Annotated in this window: 21 protein-coding genes; 3 read left to right on the top strand and 18 right to left on the bottom strand. The window is 41.8% G+C overall.

What is annotated here, in order from left to right; all coding sequences use genetic code 11:
* Positions 1-177: 177 nt before the first annotated feature.
* The 5 genes from ytpR to NSS77_RS11750 form a co-directional block, all read right to left on the bottom strand.
* A complete protein-coding gene (ytpR, locus tag NSS77_RS11770) occupies positions 178-792 on the bottom strand; it encodes a YtpR family tRNA-binding protein (protein WP_342468896.1) in 615 nt (204 codons plus the stop codon).
* A gap of 20 nt (positions 793-812) precedes the next feature.
* A complete protein-coding gene (locus NSS77_RS11765) occupies positions 813-1,604 on the bottom strand; it encodes a DUF1444 domain-containing protein (protein ID WP_342471268.1) in 792 nt (263 codons plus the stop codon).
* Between the two features lie 112 nt (positions 1,605-1,716).
* Positions 1,717-2,232 carry a hypothetical protein gene (locus tag NSS77_RS11760; protein ID WP_342468895.1) on the bottom strand — a complete coding sequence of 172 codons (516 nt, stop codon included), beginning with the start codon at positions 2,230-2,232 and terminating at the stop codon, positions 1,717-1,719.
* 107 nt (positions 2,233-2,339) lie between these two features.
* Entirely contained in the window at positions 2,340-2,861 is a 522-nt protein-coding gene (locus tag NSS77_RS11755) for a DUF84 family protein (protein WP_342468894.1), read from the bottom strand.
* Between the two features lie 143 nt (positions 2,862-3,004).
* The gene (locus NSS77_RS11750) at positions 3,005-4,081 is read right to left on the bottom strand and encodes a M42 family metallopeptidase (RefSeq protein WP_342468893.1); all 1,077 of its coding nucleotides are present in this window, start codon (positions 4,079-4,081) and stop codon (positions 3,005-3,007) included.
* A 242-nt stretch (positions 4,082-4,323) separates the two neighbouring features.
* On the opposite strand from NSS77_RS11750, the gene NSS77_RS11745 reads away from it, so the two are divergent.
* Positions 4,324-4,638 (top strand): hypothetical protein, encoded by a 315-nt coding sequence (locus NSS77_RS11745; RefSeq protein ID WP_342468892.1) that lies wholly within the window; start codon positions 4,324-4,326, stop codon positions 4,636-4,638.
* A gap of 30 nt (positions 4,639-4,668) precedes the next feature.
* On the opposite strand, the gene NSS77_RS11740 is transcribed toward NSS77_RS11745, so the two are convergent.
* The 5 genes from NSS77_RS11740 to pepV form a co-directional block, all read right to left on the bottom strand.
* On the bottom strand, positions 4,669-5,541 hold the full coding sequence (locus tag NSS77_RS11740; protein ID WP_342471267.1) for an MBL fold metallo-hydrolase: 873 nt from the start codon (positions 5,539-5,541) through the stop codon (positions 4,669-4,671).
* A 95-nt stretch (positions 5,542-5,636) separates the two neighbouring features.
* On the bottom strand, positions 5,637-6,284 hold the full coding sequence (trmB, locus tag NSS77_RS11735) for a tRNA (guanosine(46)-N7)-methyltransferase TrmB (RefSeq protein WP_342468891.1): 648 nt from the start codon (positions 6,282-6,284) through the stop codon (positions 5,637-5,639).
* Between the two features lie 121 nt (positions 6,285-6,405).
* A complete protein-coding gene (locus NSS77_RS11730) occupies positions 6,406-7,413 on the bottom strand; it encodes a nuclease-related domain-containing protein (RefSeq protein ID WP_342468890.1) in 1,008 nt (335 codons plus the stop codon).
* A 207-nt stretch (positions 7,414-7,620) separates the two neighbouring features.
* Positions 7,621-8,472 (bottom strand): D-amino-acid transaminase, encoded by an 852-nt coding sequence (dat, locus tag NSS77_RS11725; RefSeq protein ID WP_342468889.1) that lies wholly within the window; start codon positions 8,470-8,472, stop codon positions 7,621-7,623.
* Between the two features lie 13 nt (positions 8,473-8,485).
* Complete coding sequence (gene pepV, locus NSS77_RS11720; RefSeq protein ID WP_342468888.1) at positions 8,486-9,877, bottom strand: dipeptidase PepV; 1,392 nt, start codon at positions 9,875-9,877, stop codon at positions 8,486-8,488.
* 292 nt (positions 9,878-10,169) lie between these two features.
* Between pepV and NSS77_RS11715 the strand changes: the two genes are divergently transcribed.
* A complete protein-coding gene (locus NSS77_RS11715; protein ID WP_342468887.1) occupies positions 10,170-10,391 on the top strand; it encodes a DeoR family transcriptional regulator in 222 nt (73 codons plus the stop codon).
* Positions 10,392-10,456: 65 nt separating this feature from the next.
* On the opposite strand, the gene NSS77_RS11710 is transcribed toward NSS77_RS11715, so the two are convergent.
* The 3 genes from NSS77_RS11710 to asnB all read right to left on the bottom strand — a co-directional run bounded on the left by NSS77_RS11710 (position 10,457) and on the right by asnB (position 14,869).
* On the bottom strand, positions 10,457-11,182 hold the full coding sequence (locus NSS77_RS11710; protein WP_342468886.1) for a pseudouridine synthase: 726 nt from the start codon (positions 11,180-11,182) through the stop codon (positions 10,457-10,459).
* Positions 11,183-11,196: 14 nt separating this feature from the next.
* Positions 11,197-12,810 (bottom strand): polysaccharide biosynthesis protein, encoded by a 1,614-nt coding sequence (locus NSS77_RS11705; RefSeq protein ID WP_342468885.1) that lies wholly within the window; start codon positions 12,808-12,810, stop codon positions 11,197-11,199.
* A gap of 205 nt (positions 12,811-13,015) precedes the next feature.
* Positions 13,016-14,869 carry an asparagine synthase (glutamine-hydrolyzing) gene (gene asnB / locus NSS77_RS11700; RefSeq protein ID WP_342468884.1) on the bottom strand — a complete coding sequence of 618 codons (1,854 nt, stop codon included), beginning with the start codon at positions 14,867-14,869 and terminating at the stop codon, positions 13,016-13,018.
* Between the two features lie 278 nt (positions 14,870-15,147).
* Between asnB and NSS77_RS11695 the strand changes: the two genes are divergently transcribed.
* Positions 15,148-16,410, top strand: coding sequence for an NAD(P)/FAD-dependent oxidoreductase (locus tag NSS77_RS11695; protein ID WP_342468883.1), 1,263 nt, complete (start codon positions 15,148-15,150; stop codon positions 16,408-16,410).
* 128 nt (positions 16,411-16,538) lie between these two features.
* On the opposite strand, the gene cysI is transcribed toward NSS77_RS11695, so the two are convergent.
* The 5 genes from cysI to cobA are packed head-to-tail and all read right to left on the bottom strand — an operon-like array spanning position 16,539 to position 21,797.
* Positions 16,539-18,269: an assimilatory sulfite reductase (NADPH) hemoprotein subunit gene (cysI, locus tag NSS77_RS11690; protein WP_342468882.1), complete on the bottom strand. Its 1,731-nt coding sequence runs from the start codon at positions 18,267-18,269 to the stop codon at positions 16,539-16,541.
* Between the two features lie 13 nt (positions 18,270-18,282).
* Positions 18,283-20,088 (bottom strand): assimilatory sulfite reductase (NADPH) flavoprotein subunit, encoded by a 1,806-nt coding sequence (locus NSS77_RS11685; protein ID WP_342468881.1) that lies wholly within the window; start codon positions 20,086-20,088, stop codon positions 18,283-18,285.
* A 31-nt stretch (positions 20,089-20,119) separates the two neighbouring features.
* Positions 20,120-20,266 carry a YezD family protein gene (locus NSS77_RS11680; RefSeq protein ID WP_342468880.1) on the bottom strand — a complete coding sequence of 49 codons (147 nt, stop codon included), beginning with the start codon at positions 20,264-20,266 and terminating at the stop codon, positions 20,120-20,122.
* 1 nt (position 20,267) lies between these two features.
* On the bottom strand, positions 20,268-21,017 hold the full coding sequence (locus tag NSS77_RS11675; protein WP_342468879.1) for a sirohydrochlorin chelatase: 750 nt from the start codon (positions 21,015-21,017) through the stop codon (positions 20,268-20,270).
* Between the two features lie 12 nt (positions 21,018-21,029).
* Complete coding sequence (cobA, locus tag NSS77_RS11670; protein ID WP_342468878.1) at positions 21,030-21,797, bottom strand: uroporphyrinogen-III C-methyltransferase; 768 nt, start codon at positions 21,795-21,797, stop codon at positions 21,030-21,032.
* Positions 21,798-22,137: the final 340 nt, after the last annotated feature.

Genomic DNA, 22,137 nt, shown 5'->3' with positions numbered 1-22,137 from the left:
AAACTACAATCTTTATAGATTTGCATCATCTTTCATATATGTATTTCCCACCTGATTCATGCATCAGAATATTAATTGCCCTAAAAGAATAACATAAGTTGTGTTGCAAAATCTTTACATTCCAATAACATTCCATTAAAAAAGGCTAGGACATCCACGTCCTAACCCCATTTTTCATCATTTGGAAGGAATTTGAAAAGCGGAACCGACCTCGGCATCATCATCCAACACTAAAATGCCTTTTTCTTGTGGTGCGTTCGGAATGGCCAATTCTCTCGCAGAACAAATCATGCCGTAAGAATCCACGCCTCGAAGTTGGGAAGGCTTGATGACCATTCCGGATGGCATCACCGCGCCTATTTTTGCAACAACGACCTTTTGCCCCGCTTCCACATTCGGCGCTCCGCAAACAATTTGCAGCACTTCATCGCCGACATTGACTTTGCATACACTTAATTTGTCCGCATTCGGATGTTTTTCTTTTTCTTCCACGTATCCGACAACAAATTTCGGTGAAAAGTCCACTTCAATGGCCAATTCCACATGGTTTTCCTTTAATGCGGACCGGATTTTCTGAACGAGTTCCTCAGTCACTTCCACATTGCCGTTTACATTCAGTTCAACATAATTACTCGCATTGAACAAATTGAATCCTTTTACTTCGCCCGTTGTTTTTTCTTTTATTAAAGCGACATCTCCCACACGCTCCACTTTCGGTGCGATGACATCTTCCGTCGTCAGTTGAACTAATAGTACATCTCCCACATGTTCTTTATTGTATGCCGCAATCATTCTGCTTCTTCGTCTCCTTTTCATCGATTTTTTGCCAGAATAAATATCGGCGTCAATTCTCCATTTTCATATACAAAGGATAATGATGTAATGGGAACACGCCCGATGGAAAAGAAATGCATGGTCATTTGAGCCAGCACATCATAGCCGGTTTCATTTCGGATATCTCCAATAATCAGCACATCTTGATGGGGAACGGAGATGGCCATATCTCCTTCAATTCTTTCTCTCATTTCTTTTATAAAGGCTTCATTCAAAAGTCTGCTTGCATCATAACCGTCATTTTCATTGACAAAATAAAAAATATTGCCTGCCACTTCATCTTTCTTCACATCCGTCGGCAACTTCTTCACGGAAAAACGGGCAACTTCCCGTATTTGATCGGCAGTGGCATTTAACTTCGGAAGCATGGATTCATCTATCAACCTGTAAGTCGTTCCTAAATCCAACGCATAATAAATGCGTGTTTCTGCCGTATGATCGGAAACGACAAAAGGGTGCCCTTCTTTCGATTTCAATGGAAAAGAGGTGGAACGGATCACCGGATAGATGTTTGTCAGGCTGAAGATGTCTTCATTCCGTTCCTTCTCCATCGCATCAAAGGTCTGTTCAATCGTATATATCACATCTTCCAACGCTTTTTCCTGTCTTTCATTGTATTTCGCCAGTATTCCCGGAAGATGGATTTCCATTCCTTTTTTCAGTGTTTTATGATCTAATCGCAATTTGTCATCTTTGCGATTGTATGAGAAATCAAATTTTTCCGTACCCAATCGTTCTTTTAATAGTTCGACGAGCTGTTCAGGCTTCACAATCATCACTTCCTTATATGCACAAATAAACGGCTCACCCAACGTGAACCGTCTTATTTTCATGCTTCTATTGTATCAGAAGTAATGATTGCTAGTCGATTAAATGAACCTCTCAGCGCTCCACTTCGACAGAGCGGGCAATCATCATCATCTCTACCAGCTTATCATCCATTTTCCGGTCGTTCGAGATGGTAGAAACTTTTACTCCGCCGCTGCTGGCAATCAGTTCAAATTGTTCATCGCCATGATTGAGCACCATTGTAAATCCAAAAGCGCCGTCCAATTCAACGGGTTGTTCCTTTACAATTTTGTCGGACATGCTGTTTTTTAATAATTCATAATGAAGTTTGCTATCTTCTTCTTCATTTACATTTACGAATAGAATATATTTGTCTTTTCCTTTGGATAGAACGTAATTGTTAACGTCATCGGTTTCTTTGATGCTATAGCCTGATGGTAGATAGAGATCGATTTGGCCAATTTTCTTATTCGGCTCCCTTGGAGATTCCTCAAACACGGTTTGTGCACTAGCAACCCCTATATTGATTTGCTCTTCCACGGACTTTCCACATCCGGATAACACAAGCAACAACATGGCGCTAATGGTTAATAATAACCATTTCTTCATTTCTTTTTCACATCCTTTACCAAACTATATTTTAGTAGGATATCGATACGAGCGCAATCTTAAATTCTATTAGTAGATGAATAGACAAAAAGCAGAAAGCGTCGTCACTACCTATTTTCTTTTGCAAAAAGGTACTGTCCGACCAAAATTTTCACAATATGTTCAAACATTTCTGTTCGGCTGATGAGGTTTGCCGTCAGTATGCCGATGGCGCCTTTATGATGGCGGGTACCTTTTTCATTGGCATATTCATCCATGACCGGCCCTAATTCTTTACCGTCCCTAAGTTTCTCCGCAATTTCCTCCGGTAACATAAACAGCGCTCCTGCCGCAGTCAACACTTGGCCATTTTTTAATGCCAGCGCCCCCCAATTGCAGCAATACATGATGCCTTCCATTTCCCGAACTCCGCCTTCAAGGCCAAAATTCAAATCCGCCCCGGTTGCTTCCAGCGCATTCAATGCACGATTGATGGCACCTTGTCTCGTTTCTTCGTCAGAGAATGGTTGATTTGAAACGTTTGAAGGGACGTCCACTTCCAAAAATTCAACATCGTCAAAGTATGTATTGATTACATTTTGCACCGCTAAAGCCTTTGCACGATTGAGTGTTCCGATTGCCACTTTCATGTTGTTCCCTCATTTCACTTTACTATCATTATGTTCCCAATTTTCGCAGATTTTCATTACATTCTCATTACATCTGTGTAACAGAATAAATCGCCGTTTCCCGAAGAAACGACGAAATGTAATTTTTTCTTCATATAAACCTCTTACGGATTTTGGAGAATGGTATCAACCGTTGTCCGGTCCAAAGATCGGATTAACTTGACAAGCAACTCTTTTGCCGCCAAATAATCATCTACATGGATGATGGAAGCGGATGTATGGATATAGCGGGAACATATGCCAATGACCGCACTTGGTATGCCGCCGTTCATCGTATGAACTCTTCCCGCATCCGTTCCACCTTTTGAAACGAAGTATTGGTAAGGGATATGATTGGATTCTGCCGTATCCAAAATGAAATCCCTCAATGAGCGATGTGTGACCATCGTTGGGTCATAGATGCGCAACAATACCCCTTTCCCCAATTGTCCAAATTCGTTCCGATCGCCAGTGACATCATTGGCGGCAGAAGCATCCAATGCAAAGAACAAATCCGGTTGGATCATATGAGCGGATACTTGGGCACCGCGCAGACCGACTTCCTCCATGACATTTGCGCCGGAATAAAGGTGATTCACCACTTTTTCATCGTTCAATTCTTTTAAAAGTTCGATGGCAAGTCCGCAACCATAACGGTTATCCCAAGCCTTGGCCATAATTTTTTTCGGATTCGCCATCACCGTAAATGGACAAACGGGAATGATGGATTGTCCAGGCCGAATGCCCATATTGATTGCATCTTCTTTATTGTCCGCACCGACATCGATCAACATATCTTTTACATCGACCGGCTTCTTCCGCTGTTCTTCCGTCAATAAATGCGGCGGCGTCGATGCAATGACACCCGGGATTTCCCGTTCTTTTGCATAAATTTTCACCCGCTGAGCAAGCAACACTTGAGCATTCCATCCGCCCAACGTTTGAAAGCGGATCATGCCATTGTCGGTAATGCCAGTGACCATGAATCCCACTTCATCCATATGGCCCGCCACCAGGATTTTTGGCGCATTTGTTTCTTCCGACTTGCGCAATCCGAAGATTCCGCCCAAATTGTCTTGCACGATTTCATCCGCATATTTTTCCAGTTCTTTGCGCATAAACGCACGCACCTGATGCTCGTTTCCAGGCGCTCCCGGGAGTTCCGTCAATGTTTTAAATAATTGCAAAGTTTCTTCATTCACTATGGAACACTCCTTCTTGTTATACTTGTTTTATTTTAGCACAATCACGGGAAAACATTGGAACTGCAAACCGCTTTTTCATTCTGGGCAAAAAGATTTAATCTTTTACTTAAGGAAACAAAAAGGAAATTGAAACTATTTTATAGAAATGAGTATATAATCGGGAAAATGTTTCATCCTGCTTTGAGAAGGCCCAAATAGAAATTTAATGGTACAATGGTATCTGAGGAGGGAATTGGAAAATGAATTTACGTGATTTTATGTTGGGAGTAACAACTGGATTAGCTGCGGCGGTCATCATAAAAGAAGCATCAGAACGAATTCAGCCTTATATGAATCCAAATCAAATTTTGGAAAATATTAAAGAGGAATTTCGAAAAGAGAGCCCTATTGATGGTTCATGGATTTATATGAAACCTGAAAATTTCCATAACGGAATTATGACAATCCCGGTTTATCGGGGCGGCATTTCAAGGGTTGTCGAGGGCGAAGTGGAAAACTTTGAATTTGCAGCCGATGCCCGTTCAGGGGTCATCGTTGAATTGAAGAAAGCTTGATAAAAAAAGATGGGAAATATCCCATCTTTTTTAGTTATTTGTCTGGAATTGGATTTTCGCTTCTTTCCCGCGCTTCATGGAATCAATGATTTCTTTTCCCGTTTCATCCCACTGAACCATGCGGTAGTACGCATCGTGATAGAAGATGAATTTATATCCGCCCGTATAGGCTTCTTTTAAAATCTTCTCTTTTGCGAAGATGCTTGTCATTGGGTAATCATCATAAGCCATCACCCATAACGGATTTTGATGGGCATGGGTTGGCATAATGTCGGCCATATGAATGAGGGTTTCGCCCTTTTGTTTCAATTTCACAATGGCATGTCCGTCACTATGGCCGCCCGTATGAATCATTTCAATCCCAGGAGCAATTTCGATAAAGTCGTTGAATGTCACCACTTGATCTTGAATCGGCTCCCAATTTTCCACCCAGTAAGTGGCTTTTGAACGGATATTCGGATTGCGCATTTCATCCCATTCAATTTGGGAAACGTAAATTTTGGCTTTTGGGAAAGTGGAAACCAATTGTTCACCTTCATATTTTGTCAATCCGCTGGCATGATCGAAGTGCATATGGGTCATCAAAATTCCATCAATATCTTCAACTGTCAAACCTAATTTTTGTAAGCTCTCCTCAATATTGGACAACTCGGTCACACCATAGTTGCGGATTTGCTTTTCATTTAATTTATTTCCAATTCCGCTGTCAATCATATAATTTTTTCCATTATATTGAATGAGAATGGGTTCACAGGATAATTCGATTTGATTTTTCTCGTTTGAAGGATACTTCCTGGACCATAAAGGTTTTGGAACCACTCCAAACATTGCACCCCCATCCAGCGATGTAACGCCCCCATCCAGCCATGTCAGCGTCATATCATGAAATTGCAGTTTGTCCATCATTTCTCCCCCCTGATGAAAATTAAAATATCTATATCAATTGATTGAAACAGCTGCCATTGTTGGACAATGGAACGTTTCAACAACTGAACCCCTTATTTTTTCACAAATTTCGATTCCAATCGGTAAATCGGCTGCCCCAATGACGAAAACTTTTCTTCGTATTCTGTCCGTATATTATCTTCCGGTTCATTGGCATGCAAGTCCAAAGATACGTCTTTTAAGACCATGCCATATTGGGACATGGAGACCAATGAAAATTCAAATAGCCCGCGATTATCCGTTTTAAAATGGATTTCGCCTTCATCCACCAATATCGATTCATAAATGCTCAGAAATTTTTCGTGGGTTAATCTGCGCTTTGCATGGCGTTTTTTTGGCCAAGGATCCGAAAAATTCAAATAGATACGGTGGACATCATTTTTTTGGAAAAATTTCTCCAACTCTTCAGCATTGACTTTCAATAAGCGCAAGTTTGGAGGCGAACCCGCTTCCAACGCTTTTTCCAATGCTTTTACGATGACTTTGTCATATAATTCGATTCCAATATAGTTGATATCCGGATTGGCTTGGGCCATACCCACGATAAATTGCCCTTTTCCTGAACCCACTTCGATATGTAATGGATGATCATTTCCGAAAATCTCACTCCACTTCCCTTTATAATCTTCAGGATTTGGAATGACCACCTCGGGATGTTGCTGAATAAATTCCCGAGCCCAAGGTTTATTTCGCATTCTCACGACAATACCCTACTTTCTATGATGTTTTCTTATTTTATATTATCCAGGATTTGTTGATAAGATCAGGATTAAATTATGTAATAAGCCTCTTTTGGGAAGTCTTTTCCCTATCCTTCATGTCTTATTGACGGATGTTATCTTCCCTTTCCGGTTCCTGATTGGAAGCTTGCCAAATGGCCCGGCTATAGGAAGTTGTATCCACATTGCTTAAAATGGCTTGAGCCGCCTCAATCTGTTTCTTTTTAATAGGAGACGGTGAATATTTCAGCTGTTGCAGCCACTCGGTATATCCGCGCTTATCGACAAGTTGCACGTTGAATAAAGACATGGATTGCGCAAAATAACCGGTCCGTGACAACAAGATTTTCCGAATCGGAAAATCCGCCTGATGATTTTTGAATAGCTGGGATACAATGGCATCCATCCGATTGAGTTGGATGATCGGATTCAATATTTTTTCATTTCTCTTTCCGATCTTTTTCGTCCAAAACCGGTCGCCATCACCAATATACACGGCATCCTCTTCCTGCTCCACCAATGTGATGCATAAACACTCGGTCGGCGTTAAAATGATGACGTCCAACTCTACAGGCGCCTTTTTTATTTTAATAATCGGATAATAAAATACCAGATAATTATCCGGCAATCGTTGGAGAACCGTTCTTAAAAAACCGTCCCGATAAAAGCGCGGATCGATATAAGATTTTTCCAATAACGTTGAACTGGCCCACTTTAATTGAAAATGGAAAAACTGGTCAAGAAACATCCGTTTTAAATCTTCGAGGTTATCCGGTTGATAAACAATATTTGGCTCAAAGGACAAAGTGGATTCCGCTTCAAAATGCTCCTCCCGATCCTCCATCGCTTCATGGGATACATCAACGGACTCGATATCCTCTTCTTCCTCCATCCGTTTCTTGTGCAGCCATTTTTTTATAAAGGAGAAGCGTTTCGGTTGTTCTTCCTCTTCCTCGATATGCTTCCAAATGATCGGTTCTTCCCCGGTAAGCCACTGCTGCTTCACTTTTTCCCACTGCGTTCTTTTTAAACGGACGTATTGGGTAGGATATCTTGTTATATCAATCTGATATCTTGAAATATAGTCTTGCAGTTTTATTAGTTGAGCCAATGAAAACACTCTCCTACTAACTCTCTTCAATCCATTTTACATGACAGTCCAAAAAATTCATAGTGACCGTTATCTTTGAAAAATAAAAAAATTCCTCATCCTTGAGAAGATTCGGGTTTGATAAAGCATTCCACAAGCAAAAAAGTACCCTCTTTTTTGAAGAGGATACTTTTAATAGAAAGAATTTATCCTATCCAGCAATCACAATTAAATATGGAGTGCACTGGAAATCTTCGTTTCAAATTGTTTTTGCAATTTGCGGGTCCATTCTCCCACGTTTCCTCCGTTGATCGGCTTTCCGTCTATTTCAATCACCGGAGTAATCTCTGAAGTTGTACTTGTAACGAATAATTCATCCATTTTCAACGCTTCATACGTTGTAAAAGGAATTTCCTTTACCGTCATGTTGATCTCTTCCGCACAAGCGATTACCACATCCCGCGTAATGCCTTTCAAAATAAGGTTGTTGGCAGGGTGCGTATACAAAATCCCATCTTTTACGCCAAAAACATTAGTGGAAGAACCTTCTGTCACCGTATTATTGCGGTGCAAGATCGCCTCATAACATCCTTTTTCATGGGCTTCTTGTTTAGCCAGTACAGCTCCAAGCAAGTTCAATGTTTTTATATCGCAACGCAGCCAGCGGATATCTTCCACAAAAGTCGCTTTTACACCTTTTTCGAGATTTTCCAATGGCCGAGGATTTTCTCTTGTATATGCAATTAAAACAGGTTTTACATTACCTTCAGGAAATTGGTGCGTTCTCGGAGAAACGCCCCGGGTGATTTGAAAATAAATATGTCCTGTTCCCAATTCATTTTTTTCCACTAATTCTTTCAATAATTGATGAAGCTGCTCTTTCGTATATGGTATCGAAATTCGGATCTTCTCTGCCGAAGAATAGAACCGATCGATATGCTCGTTTACTGTAAACATTTCGCCGTTGTATACTTTCACAACTTCATAGACACCGTCACCGAACTGATAGCCTCGGTCTTCTTTATCAATGATAACTTCCTCGTCTTTCACTATTTTGTCATTCCACAACGTAAATCCCATTTTCCCACTTCCTTCATTTTTTGCATGCTAATTCAACAATGGCCTCTGCATAGATTGCAGCAGCTTTGACCAAGTTGTCGATGACAACATACTCATCTTTTTGATGAGCCACATCTGGTTCTCCAGGAAATAAACTGCCGAATGCCACCCCTTTTTTCAACGCTCTGGCATAAGTGCCTCCACCGGTTGATAACGGTTTTGTGTCATCATTTGTATAACGGCGATAAACATTCAACAATGTTTGGATCAATTCATCGTCTTCCGGAATGTAATGGGGCTCCGAGTTCGACACGACATTTAAAGCAAAAGGATATTTCGCCAAATTCTCCTGGGCCATCCGCATTTTTTCTTCATACGGATAGGTCACGGAGTATCGCATGCTGACAATGATGTTTCCTCCGTTTTCCAAATCGAAAGTAACAATTCCCGCATTCAATGTCGTTGGTCCTGACATTTCATCAGCATAATCAAGACCTAGGGCTTTCCCATATACATCGCTAAAAACATCGTCCAGAAAGGAAACGAACGCTTTGCTTGCCTCCGTTGTTAAGAGGAGATTCAAAAATTGGGCAAGGATGACTGCCGCGTTTTTTCCCTTTTCCGGTTCCATTGCATGGGCAGATTTTCCTGTTACGGATATTATAACCCTATCTCCCTCCCGATTGAAAGCCACTTCTTCATCGTACTGTCTAAAATATTGATGGAACTTTTCCTCAAATCCGGAGGGAACATTTTTTAATACCGCTTCTGCAAAATCCGGAACCATATTGTTCCGGTTTCCCGCTTTAAATGAAAGGAGCTGTTCATCCTGGGACAATGGGCTTGTTTGGGAAAATTCAAGCAATGCAATCCCCTTTTCCGCATTGATCAGCGGAAAATCCGCATCCGGAGCGAACCCGATGCCAGGCATTTCTTCTTTTTGAAAGTAATGTTCCACGCATCGGAAGCCGGATTCTTCATCGGTGCCGATGATCATGCGCACCCGTTTTGAAAGAGGAATGCCTGCATCTCTGACCATTTTCATCGCAAGATAGGCAGCCATCGTCGGCCCTTTATCATCAATGGCACCGCGGCCATATAACTTTCCGTCCTTCACTGTTCCTTCAAAAGGAGGATATGTCCAATTTCCTCCCGCAGGCACCACATCCACATGACAAAGGATGCCAAGGATGTCTTCCCCTTCCCCCATTTCGATATGACCGGCATAATGATCCACATTTTTCACTTGAAATCCATCCTTCGATGCTGTCGAAAGCATCCACTCCAGCGCTTTCTTCGGACCTTCTCCAAAAGGGGCATCTTCCCTTGCGTTCTCTTCGTCCAATACACTTTCAATTTGAATCAGTTGTTTCAACCCTTGAATCAATTCATTCTTTCTCTCTTCCGCCATAGCTAAAAAATTCATGTTTTTCACCTCTTCATGCAATTTCAATTCAATCTTCTTTAAAGAAAATTGAAAAATATAAATGTATAGTTGACATTATGGGAACGTATCCTATATAATAAACAGAAATTTTATCATTTAGAATTGTGGAAAAATTAATAGTTTATTGCTATAATGAGTCTGTCAAAAGAATTTTTTGACAAAAAATTCTGATAAAGGGGATGTCTAGGGCAGAAATTTAGACCTCTCATTCATAGTTAGTCGTCCGCTAGTCTTTGCCATGTGAATCAAGATGAAGGAGTGGTTCATTTAAATGAAACCCGCGACAGACAGAATGCTGACACGCATTAAAGACGTGTATTTGTACATTCTTGAGAATGGTACAGTCACTACACAGGATTTGGTTGAAGAATTCAACATCACTCCTCGCACCATTCAAAGAGATTTGAATGTGTTAGCCTTTAACAACTTGGTGGAAAGCCCAAGTAGAGGCAAATGGACAACGACGAAGAAGAAAGTGAAGTTATCATCATAGAGATAGATTGAATACCATATGCCGACTTTGCATATAGAATGTGAACGAGTGACCTTATGACGAGGTCACTCTTTTTTGGAACCATATTCTTTCAATGCCTTCAATTCTTCATCGGACAACTCCCGATATTCTCCATACTTTAATGTTGGATCCAACACCAGGTTTGCCATCGATAACCGTTTCAGAAAAACCACCTTTTTGTTTACCGCTTCGAACATCCTCTTTACTTGATGGAATTTTCCTTCATAAATCGTCAATTCAATTTCTGACGTATCTCCGTATTTAATGATCTTCAATTCTCCCGGCTTTGTCATCGTGCCATCATCCAGAACGATTCCTCTTGCAAAGGCCTTTACGTCTTCTTCGGTCACTTTGCCATCAATCTTCGCATAGTAAGTTTTCGGGACATGTTTTTTGGGTGACAACAGTTGATGGGCCAGATCACCGTCGTTCGTTAAAAGCAACAGCCCCACGGTATCTTTATCCAGTCGGCCGACAGGAAAAGGATGATAATGTCTCAGGAGGGGACTCAATAAATCAATGACCGTCCTTTCCCGCAGATCCTCCGTTGCCGAAATGACCCCTTTTGGTTTATTCAGCATGATATAAATAAATTCTTTGTAATCCAATCTTTCCCCGAATACATGGATTTCCTGCCGCTCCGGGTCGACATGCATGGACGGGTCTTTCACCACTTTTCCGTCCACGGTCACCTGTTCTTTTTTTAACAACTGTTTTACCTCTTTTCGGGAACCGTATCCCGAATTGGCGAGTAGCTTATCTAAACGCATTTAATCAACGACACCTACTTTAATCCGAATTTCCCTGCAATCCGGGAAATCCGTCCTCCTAATAATTTTTGGGCAAGGCCGATTTTGAAACTTATCAAGGCATATACATATACGCCGACTCCAACACAAATCAATGCAACAATCAGGCTGGAAAATTTGCTTTCCACCGGTCCGATCAACAATAGAAGTCCTTTATGGACAAGCAACACGGCGGCGGACATGATGGCCGTCAAAATAACGATCAGCAAAATGCGTCTTACCACCATTTTCGATTTGTAATTCAACACTTTCTTTAAAACCAAGAGATTGATCACGATTGAAACCGTATATCCGATCGCCGTCGAAAGGATCGCACCATTCGCCTGCATCGCTTCAATGAGCGGTGTATTGAGCATCAACTTGACAAGAATTCCTGTCAACAAACTGAATACAATCCATTTTTGATAATCGATTCCTTGAAGAAGCGCTGCCGTTACCTGGAATAATGCGAATAAAACGGCTACAGGCGCATAATGGGCGAGCACCTTCGCCCCCATCTCACTTTCCTCATACAAAAGGAAATAAATTTCATGGGACAATAACGTAATTCCAATCGCGGCAGGCAATGTAATGAAAAATAAAATTTGATACGACTTATCCATCGCCTCTTTCAATGATTGAAATTCACCGTTGTTAAAATATTTCGTGATTGTTGGAACAAGGGCCAAAGATAAGCTGGTTGCCAGCATGACAGGTATAATGACCACTTTGTGGGTCGTAAAGTTGACCATGCTCAAATATAAGTCTGAGACTTCCGACATGCCAATATTCTTCATGGCATTATTAAAAGTCAACATATCGACCAGTTGGAACAAGGGATTCGCAATGCCGACGAAAATCATCGGGATTGAATATTGTATCACTTCCCAATAGATTTCCCTCAACTTGATGTCAGAGTTTCCTTTACTTTGGCTTCGCAATTCATTCATTTGCGGGCGGTATTTTTTCCAAAAATAATATAGTACGAGAAGCCCGCCAACCGCTCCAATAAAGGCGGCGAATACCGATAATGCAATCGCCGTTTCGGCACTGCCCTTTAAAAGGATCATCACGGTAAAGGAGGCGCCAAGCAGGAAGACGATTCGCACAATTTGTTCCACGAGTTGGGAGTACGCGGTAGGTTCCATGATTCCGTACCCCTGGAAGAAACCTCTCCATAAACTCATAAACGGAACGACAATCAGCGCATAGCTGACCCAGCGAATGACGGAAGCCACCTGTTCAACGGAAAAGGCTTGATCTTTGCTTCGGATCACGATTTCCGCGATCGGTGTCGCCAGCAAGTTTAAGAGTAAAAAGGTCAAAAATCCTGTGATCAGCATCGTAAGGAGCCCTGATTTTAACAATCTCCTTCCAGCCGCATAATCCCCCATGGAATTATACTTCGATACAAACTTCGATACCGCTACAGGTGCACCGGAAATGGCCAGTGACAGCATGATGGTATAAGGAATATATGCATATTGGTAAAGAATGACGTTATCACTTCCAACGATCGCATAAAATGGAAAGACATAGATTAATCCAAGGACTTTGGATAAAAACATTCCAATTGTTAAAATCGCTGTACCTTTCATTAAAGAGGACATTCAATTCATCCATTCTATTAAGTTTTTTGGAATATGCATTTTTTCATTTAAGAACGGTTCGATGGACAAATAGGTTCTAAAATTTTGTGCAACAAAAATAAGCACTACCTCCAAATGCAGAGATAGTCCTTTTAAAATCATTGCGGGTTTTTCCGTGGAATCGCACCGGTTTTCAACAACATTGAAAACCGGCACTTTTTTTGAATTATTTCATATCAACGAAGAAACGTTTATACCATACAAGGAACACATATACAGTCCAGATGTATCTTGCATAGTTTGCCCGTTGATGATAATGGTCATCCAAATACTTCACCAATTGGTCCGTATTGAAAAATTCCTTCGCATAATCGGATTGGAACGCTTCTTTTACTAAATTATAATACTTTTCTTCCCGAAGCCAATGGCGAATCGGTACAGGGAATCCAAGTTTTTTCCGTTTTGCCCATTCTTCAGGCAACTCTTTAAGGGCAGCCAGTCTCAATGCGTATTTTGTATCTTTTTCGTTGACGCGATATTGTGTCGGAATGTTTTTGGCAAGTTCCATCACCTTTTTATCCAAAAACGGCACGCGCAATTCAAGGGAATGGGCCATGCTCATTTTGTCCGCTTTTAATAGAATATCCCCTGGCAACCATAGGTTTAAATCCAAATATTGCATTTTTGTCACGTCATCTTCATAAGGGACTTCCGAATAAATCGGTTTTGTGATGGAATGCACACTTGGGCCGCTGCGGTAAGCCGGTTTCAATACATTCAATGCATCTTCTTCATCCCATACGACCGCTTCGCCGATAAAGCGTTCTTCGATCGTTTGTCCACCTTTGACAAGGAAGTTTGTATATTTATTTTTCGGCAGTTTCTTTGCGATGCTTGCGATGAGTTTTCTTAATCCGAACGGAATTTTTTCATAGGCTTCCATCCGTTTGGAAGGCTGATACCACTCATATCCGCCGAAAATTTCGTCGGCCCCTTCACCGGATAATACAACGGTTACATCTTTGCTCGCCAATTCGCATAAGAAATAAAGCGGTACGGATGATGGATTGGATTGGGGTTCATCCATATGCCATTGAATCGTAGGCAGTTTTTCGAACACTTCATCGGCGCTTACGTAAGTCCGTTTATTTTCGATATTCAAAATGTCGGACAATTCTTTTGCATGATCCGTTTCATTGAACATTTTTTCATAGTTTTTAAATCCGACAGAGAAGGAGTTGTTTGGACGCAAAAGGGCTGTAACATAGCTTGAGTCAATTCCTCCCGATAAGAAAGAACCGACTTTTACATCGCTGATTTTGTGGGCTTCAACGGACTCTTTCACCGTTTTGCGGATTTCTTCCACATAGTATTCAAGGGTGTTGTCTTTCGCATGATATTTTTTATCCCAATACTTTTCCATTTTGGAAATTTTGCCGTCCCGGATAATCATGTAATGGGCCGGACGCAATTTATAAACGCCTTTAAAAAACGTTTCGTCCATTGCGGAATATTGGAATGTCAAATACGGACGCAACGCATCTTTGTTCATTTCTTTAATAAAAGCCGGGTGAGGTAAAAAAGATTTGATTTCGGATCCGAAAATGAATGTATTGTCTTTTGTATGGTTTGTGTAATATAAAGGTTTGATTCCAAAACCGTCCCGGGCAAGCATCATTTGATTGCGGTTCTTGTCCCAAATGCAAAAAGCGAACATGCCGCGCAATTGTTTGACAAATTCTTCTCCGTATTCCATGTAGCTATAAATGAGCACTTCACTGTCGGATCTTGTTTTAAAATTATATCCTTTTTCAATCAATGTTTCCCGCAACTCTTGGAAATTGTAGATTTCCCCGTTAAAAACCAACACGATGCTTCCATCTTCGCTATAAAGAGGTTGGTTCGCCGCATCGGACAAATCGATGATGCTTAACCGGCGAAATCCAAGGGACACTTTCTCATCCACGTGCTTGCCGCCGCTGTCCGGACCCCTATGGATAATTGTATCCATCATGCGTTCAATTGTTTCGTGATGATCTATTTCTTCTGTTCCATGTATATATCCAATAAATCCACACATATTTTTTCGCCTCTACTTTCTGCATAACAAGAATATTTTATCAGAAATTTTTCCGTAATCATACCGAATTATGATTATAAAACGATTCATTTCAAGATTCAATGAATCTTCTCAATTGTACTAAACTGGACAGAACTATACAATTTTCCTATGAAATCAGTTTTTCTAGATTCTCAATTTTTAAGCATCCCTTTGCCTGAATGAAAGAATTTTTTCTTTCCCCCTTCTTCTGTGTATAATATGGTCAGAATAAAACTAGACGAAAGAGAGAATCAATTATGTACGATTGCATAGTGATCGGCGGAGGGCCGTCCGGACTCATGGCGGCCATTGCGGCGGGAGAACAAAAGAAGAACGTATTGTTGATCGAAAAAGGCAACAAACTCGGAAGAAAACTTGCCATATCCGGAGGCGGCCGCTGCAATGTGACAAACCGTTTGCCGGTGGATGAAATCATCAAACATATACCAGGCAATGGCCGATTCCTTTATAGCGCCTTTTCCATTTTCAACAATGAAGACATCATCCTGTTTTTTGAACGTTTGGGTGTGCCTCTGAAGGAAGAAGACCATGGACGCATGTTTCCGGTTTCCAATCGCGCCCAGGATGTGGTGGATGCCTTGACGAAAGAATTGAAACGTTTGAATGTGGAAATCCGGTTGCAAACAGCGGTGAGCAAATTGTTGATGGATGATGAGAAAGTGTTGGGGGTTCGTCTTCAGGATGGTTCTGAAATCCGCAGTAAAACGGTTATTTTAGCGGTTGGAGGAAAAGCGGTGCCACAAACGGGATCCACCGGGGACGGTTATGCTTGGGCTGAACGGGCTGGCCATACAGTGACGGAACTGTATCCAACGGAAGTTCCCATTACCTCGAAAGAACCGTTTATTCAATCCCGACAGTTGCAAGGGTTGGCATTAAGGGATGTGGCGGTTTCCGTATTGAATAAAAAAGGAAAACCGGTTGTAACCCATCAAATGGACATGCTCTTTACCCATTTTGGTCTAAGCGGGCCCGCCATATTGCGTTGCAGCCAATTTGCCGTAAAAGAAATGAAAAAAAATGGCGGTGCGCCTGTCCAAATCCGTATCCAAACATTGACGGAATTCAACGAAGAAACCTGCTTCCAATATTTGAACCAGCTCGTAAAAAAAGAACCGAAAAAATCGGTGAAAAATTTATTCAAGCTTTTGGCGCCCGAAAGATGGTTATTATTTTTACTTGGGAGATGCGGAATAGACCCATCCAAACCTTGCGCGGAAGTCTCCCAGGAACATTTACGAAAACTGGCCCATGAATTGATTGCCTTTACGATGGATGTACATGGGACGCTGCCGTTGGAAAAAGCCTTTGTCACTGGCGGCGGGGTGTCGATCAAGGAGATCGATCCTAAAACAATGGCTTCCAAGAAAAAGAAAGGATTATATTTTTGCGGTGAAATATTGGATATCCACGGCTACACCGGGGGATTCAACATCACAAGCGCCCTTGTGACCGGCCGTATTGCAGGAATGAATGCGGGAAAGGAAAGCAGTCATTAAAAAAGCTTCCGCCATGTCAATTTCCAAGGGGTTTTTATTTATAAACAACATGGCGAATACATGAATTGACGCAAAAAGCAGGAAAATCGAATCCCTTTCATGACATGGCAGAAGCGATATTAAGTTGATTATACGTTTGATTTTTGTTTGTGGAAGTCTCTTCCATCCGTCACAGCCTCAATATAGCCCGCACGGATGACGAAATCCCCGAAATGTTCCCCTTCAAGCCGCTCTTTTGCATAATGTGCAAAAATCGGTCTTAAAGTCGCTAATATTTCTTCTTCTCCGATGTTTTCTTTATACATTTTGCTGAGCCGTGTGCCTTCGAAACTTCCTCCCAAATGCAAGTTGTATTTTCCTGGCCCTTTTCCAATGAATCCAATTTCCGCCATGGCCGCTCTTGAACATCCATTCGGACATCCTGACATGCGGATGACGATGTCTTGATCATATAAGCCAAATTCCTTCAACATCGGCTCGATTTTTTGGATGAGGGTTGGCAAGTAACGCTCAGACTCCGCCATGGCCAATCCGCAAGTCGGCAGAGCGACACAAGCGATGGAATTCCGGCGGAGAGCCGAATAGTTTTCGCTTTCCGTCAATTGATATTTATCAATGATTTGTTGAATGCTTTTCTTCGCTCTTGGACTTACATTGGCAATGATCAAATTTTGGTTTCCGGTAAAGCGGAACTCGCCCTTATGGATTTGCGCGATTTCACGAAGGGCGGTTTTTAATGGGTAACCTTCGAAATCCCGGATCCGGCCGTTCTGGATAAATAGGGTGAAGTGATATTTTCCGTCATCCCCTTTCACCCAGCCGTAACGGTCGCCGGTATGTTCAAAATGGAAGTCGCGCACTTCTTCAAATTCATAACCTAACCGCTTTTCGATTTCTTTTTTCACATTTTCCAAACCAAGGCGGTCGATTGTATATTTGAAGCGGGCTTGTTTGCGGTCTGAACGATTGCCATAGTCACGCTGTACGGTCATAATTTTTTCGCAGACGTCCACAATTTTATCTTTTGGCACAAATCCTACCAATCTCGCCAATTGTGGATATGTTCTCGTATCGCCGTGGGTCATCCCCATTCCGCCGCCGATTGCCACGTTGAAGCCGACCAATTCATCGTTTTCGATGATGGCGATCAGACCGATATCTTGTGAGAATACATCCACATCATTGGCAGGCGGTACGGCAATGCCGATTTTGAATTTGCGCGGCAAGTAAAGGGCACCATAGATTGGTTCCTGCTCTTCCTGTGTATCCACAACCTTCTCGTGATCCAGCCAGATTTCATAATAAGCGTTGGTTCTTGGAAGGAGATGCTGACTGATTTTCGTTGCATAATCCGATACTTCTTTATGCAATTTTGATTGATATGGATTGGCGTTGCACATCACATTGCGGTTCACGTCGCCGCACGCGGCAATCGTATCGATCAAAACGCTGTTTAATTCTTTCATATATTTTTTCATATTCCATTTTAAAATGCCGTGGAATTGGATCGTTTGACGGGTCGTGATTCTTAATGAACCGTTGCCGTATCGATCCGCCAATTCATCCAATTTGATCCATTGGGCAGGTTTCGCGACACCGGCCGGTAAACGTAGACGCACCATAAATTGATAGGCGGGTTCCAATTTTTTTCTTTCCCTCTCCACTCTCTCATCACGATCGTCTTGCATGTAGCTTCCGTGGAATTTTAATAATTTATTGTCCCAATCAGGAATGGCGGCTGATAGTTCATCTTGAAAGGATTCCGCCAATGTTCCGCGCAAATAGTTGCTCGCTTTCTTTACTTCCTCCACATCACTTGGTTTTCCCTCTTGCGGTGGTAACACAATTTTTTTCGTCACGTATGTTTCCTCCTTAGTAAACATCCCGCTGATAACGTTTTTGTTTCCGTAATTCTTCTAAATATTCCCGTGCTTCTTCTTCGGATTTGTTGCCTTGTTCCTGGATGATTTGCACGATGGCTTCCTGCACATCTTTCGCCATTTCTTTGTCTCCGCAGACATAAACGGCGGCGCCTTTTTCCAACCATTCATAAAATTCTTTCGCTTTTTTCAGCATTTTATGTTGCACATACACTTTTTCCTCTTGATCCCGGGAAAAAGCGACGTCCAGTTTCGTAAGCACTCCGGATTTCAACCAACCGAGCCATTCTTTTTGATAGAGGAAATCGGTCATGAAATGTTGATCCCCGAAGAACAGCCAATTTTCGCCCGAAGCGCCCCGCTCTTCCCGCTCCTGAACGAAAGCACGGAAAGGAGCGACACCGGTACCTGGTCCAATCATAATGATTGGTGTTTCATCGTCCGGAAGTTTGAAGTTCGGATTTTTTTGTACATACACTTGTACTTGATCGCCCACATCCAACTGATCGGCGATATATGTTGAGCAAACCCCATGTCTTTCCCTTCCGTCCACTTCATAACGGACAACGCCGATTGTCACATGGGCTTCATCAGGATATGCCGATAAGCTGCTTGATATGGAGTATTGGCGGGCGGGCATTTTTCTTAGGCAATTGACGAACGTTTGGGCATCCCATTGGAATGGACCGAATTGGGTTGCAACGTCCAGCAGATCGCGGCCTTCAATGTATTGTTTTAAAGCTTCCGGGTCTTCAAGTAGAGCATGGAATTTTTCATTCTCTGTAAATTCCGCAAGCTTTCTCATCAACGGTTTGGTCAACAGCGTGATTTCCAATGTATTCAATAACGCTTCTTCCAAAGAAAGAGTTGATTCATCTACGACAACTTGCTCCCTTGGATCAAATCCTAATGAGGCAATTAACGAATCAACGAGATGTTTATTGTTGAACGGTATAATGGCCAGACAATCCCCGGGTTCAAAGACTATTCCTGAATCCTCCAGCGAAAGTTCCAAATGGATTGTTTCCTTGTTGGAACCTCGCCCGTTCAAGTTGATTTTTTCAATGATTTCCGCATGGAAAGGGTTTTTGCGTGAATACTCCTTCACTTCCTGCAATGTTGTCGCGGCCGCTTCCTGAATATTGGCGGGAGCTGCGGCAGCTTCTCCCAGCAATTTATCTTTTACAGCCTCAAACCATTTTTCTGCCGGTTCCGCATAGTCAAGATCACAGTCCACCCGTTCCACCAGTCGCTTTGCTCCCAATTTTTCAAGCTGCAAATCGAAATCTTTTCCCGTTTGGCAGAAATATTCATAGCTGGAGTCTCCCAAAGAGAGAACGGCAAAAGTCACATGATCCAGTTTTGGAGCCCGCTTTCCGTGCAAAAAGTTGTGGAAGGAAATCGCATTATCAGGCGGCTCCCCTTCGCCATGGGTACTTGCCACAATGAGCAAATATTGAACTTTTTTCAATGCGTTTGTTTTAAAATCGCTCATTGAAGAAACCGTGACATCAAGGCCCAATTGCTGCAGCTGGTTGCCATATTTTTCAGCGAGTTTTTGTGCATTCCCTGTTTGACTGGCATAAAGAATCGTTACATGTTTTTTTGCCGGTGACGGTGACTGTACAACGGATGGTGATGCTATTTTTTCCACAGGAGCATCGATAACGGCAATGCCCGTTGTTGCAGTTAAATATCCAGTAAGCCAAATTTTTTGCTGTGGTGTCAATGTTGGCAATAATTCATTCAACTGCTTCACTTGTTTTTCATTAAAAGGACTATTGATGACTTCTAACACACTACACACCTCTGCGAATAAATGATTTTCTTTACTTTAATCGGATCTTTTCGTTTTTTTCGATTTGAATAATAAAATTGTCCTGCACAACTAAAGTGATGGAGCCATAACTCATTGTGCTAAGCATTTTTTTCAAGCTTTCCACCGCTTTTTCAAAATTTTGCTGTTTTTTATCCATTTCAATCACTCCCCACAAATGAATATAACGATTCTTCAATTCTCTCAATCAATACTTGGCGTACGTTTTCGTCATACCCTAAACAGCCGCATAACACAACTTGCTCAGAAAACCCTTGTTGTGCAACCTTTTTCTGGATACTTAATTTCAACAACCCGGTAAACAGCAAATACGGGATGATATACACCCGATTTTCGCTTTCACTTAATGTCAGTATTTTTTCATCGAAGGATGTGCCGTTGCCATACAGAAAGCAAGTATCAACTTTGGCGTAATCGTATGTTCGTTGAAGGAGCTTGGCAATGCGCCCTAAATCCCTTTGTACGCTTGGATCGCTGCTTCCTCGTCCAATCAATAAAATGTCGGTTTCATTTGGAATCATTGGTCCTTGTTCCAACACCCGATTGTGCAGACTGTGAATCAGCTTTTCATGAACTCCAAGCGGTTCTCCGATTGAGAATGTAACATTAGGGAATAATGCTTTGGCTTTTTCAATTTCCTGCGGGATATCGACTTTAATATGATTTGCCGAAAGCAATAAAATTGGGATGACTGCAATGCTTGTGGCACCTTTTGAAACACAAAGCTCAACCCCTTGCAGAATGGATGGTTCAGCCAGTTCCAAAAAACAATGTTCCTGGATTTCCACATTGAAATGGGGCTTCACGGATTCAATGAACCGGATCGCCTCCCAGTTTCCTTCTTTTACCCGGCTGCCATGAGCCACATACAACAATGCCTGCAATTTCATCCCTCCGTTTGATTACACCGTCTCCCGCAAAGCCTGCTGATATTGTTCAAACCATGCAATTTTTTCACGCATTTTTACCACTTCCCCCACAATGATCATTGCGGGATTTTGGATTTTTTCTTTTTCAGCTATCTCTACAATCGTCTCTAAAGTACCGGTCACCACTCTTTGATGGTTGGTAGTGCCCCATTCAATTAAAGCGATAGGAGTGGTCGGATTTCGCTTATATTTCATTAATTGTTCCGTAATATATGGCAAATTCCCAACTCCCATATAAATCGCCAACGTATCTACGGATTCCGCCAACCCCTTCCAATTGATCCCTTCGTCTTTCCCCTCTTTCAAATGACCGGTGGTGATGGCGAAACTGGAGCCCAGTTCCCGATGGGTGACGGGAATCCCTGCATAGGCGGGTGCAGCAATTCCGGAAGTGATGCCCGGCACAATTTCAAAAGGAATGCCTGCATCCCTCAATACTTCCGCTTCTTCCGCCCCACGGCCAAAGACGAAAGGATCGCCGCCTTTTAATCTTGTTACAATTTTTCCTTTTCTTGCATGCTGCACCAGTAATTTGTTAATTCTTTCTTGGATCACATGATGCAATTTTGGTAATTTTCCTACAAAAATAAGTTCAGCACTTGGTTTTGCATAAGAGAGCAACTCTTTTGATACGAGGCGATCATATAAAATGACATCCGCCTGTTGAATACATTTCAGTCCTTTGACCGTAATCAAATCCACGCTTCCAGGACCAGCCCCTACGATATATACTTTTCCCATTTTATTCCCTCGCATTTTATATTAATCTTTCAGCCAATATAAACTAAAACATTGAATTCTTATTGGTAAACTTAGTATTTGTGTTTTTTATATATTACGAAAAGATTCCCTGTTTTTTCAATACCTTTTTGTAAAAAAAAGAAAATTAATAAAATTTGATTACATTCGTTAATTCTGAATTGTTACCGGAGCCACACCATGCCGTTTTCTCAGTGCACAACCCCTTTGCAGCAGAAAAGGCCGCAATATTCCTCTACATTCAACGAATGTTTCATCTGGAATATTACGGCCTCTAGTTTGTCTAGTCAGCACTTCAAATTCTTAGTAATTTGATATAAAT

It is taken from the genome of Ureibacillus sp. FSL K6-3587 (assembly GCF_038593165.1).
GTDB lineage: Bacteria > Bacillota > Bacilli > Bacillales_A > Planococcaceae > Ureibacillus > Ureibacillus suwonensis.
This window is presented reverse-complemented; position numbering and strand designations above follow the sequence as displayed.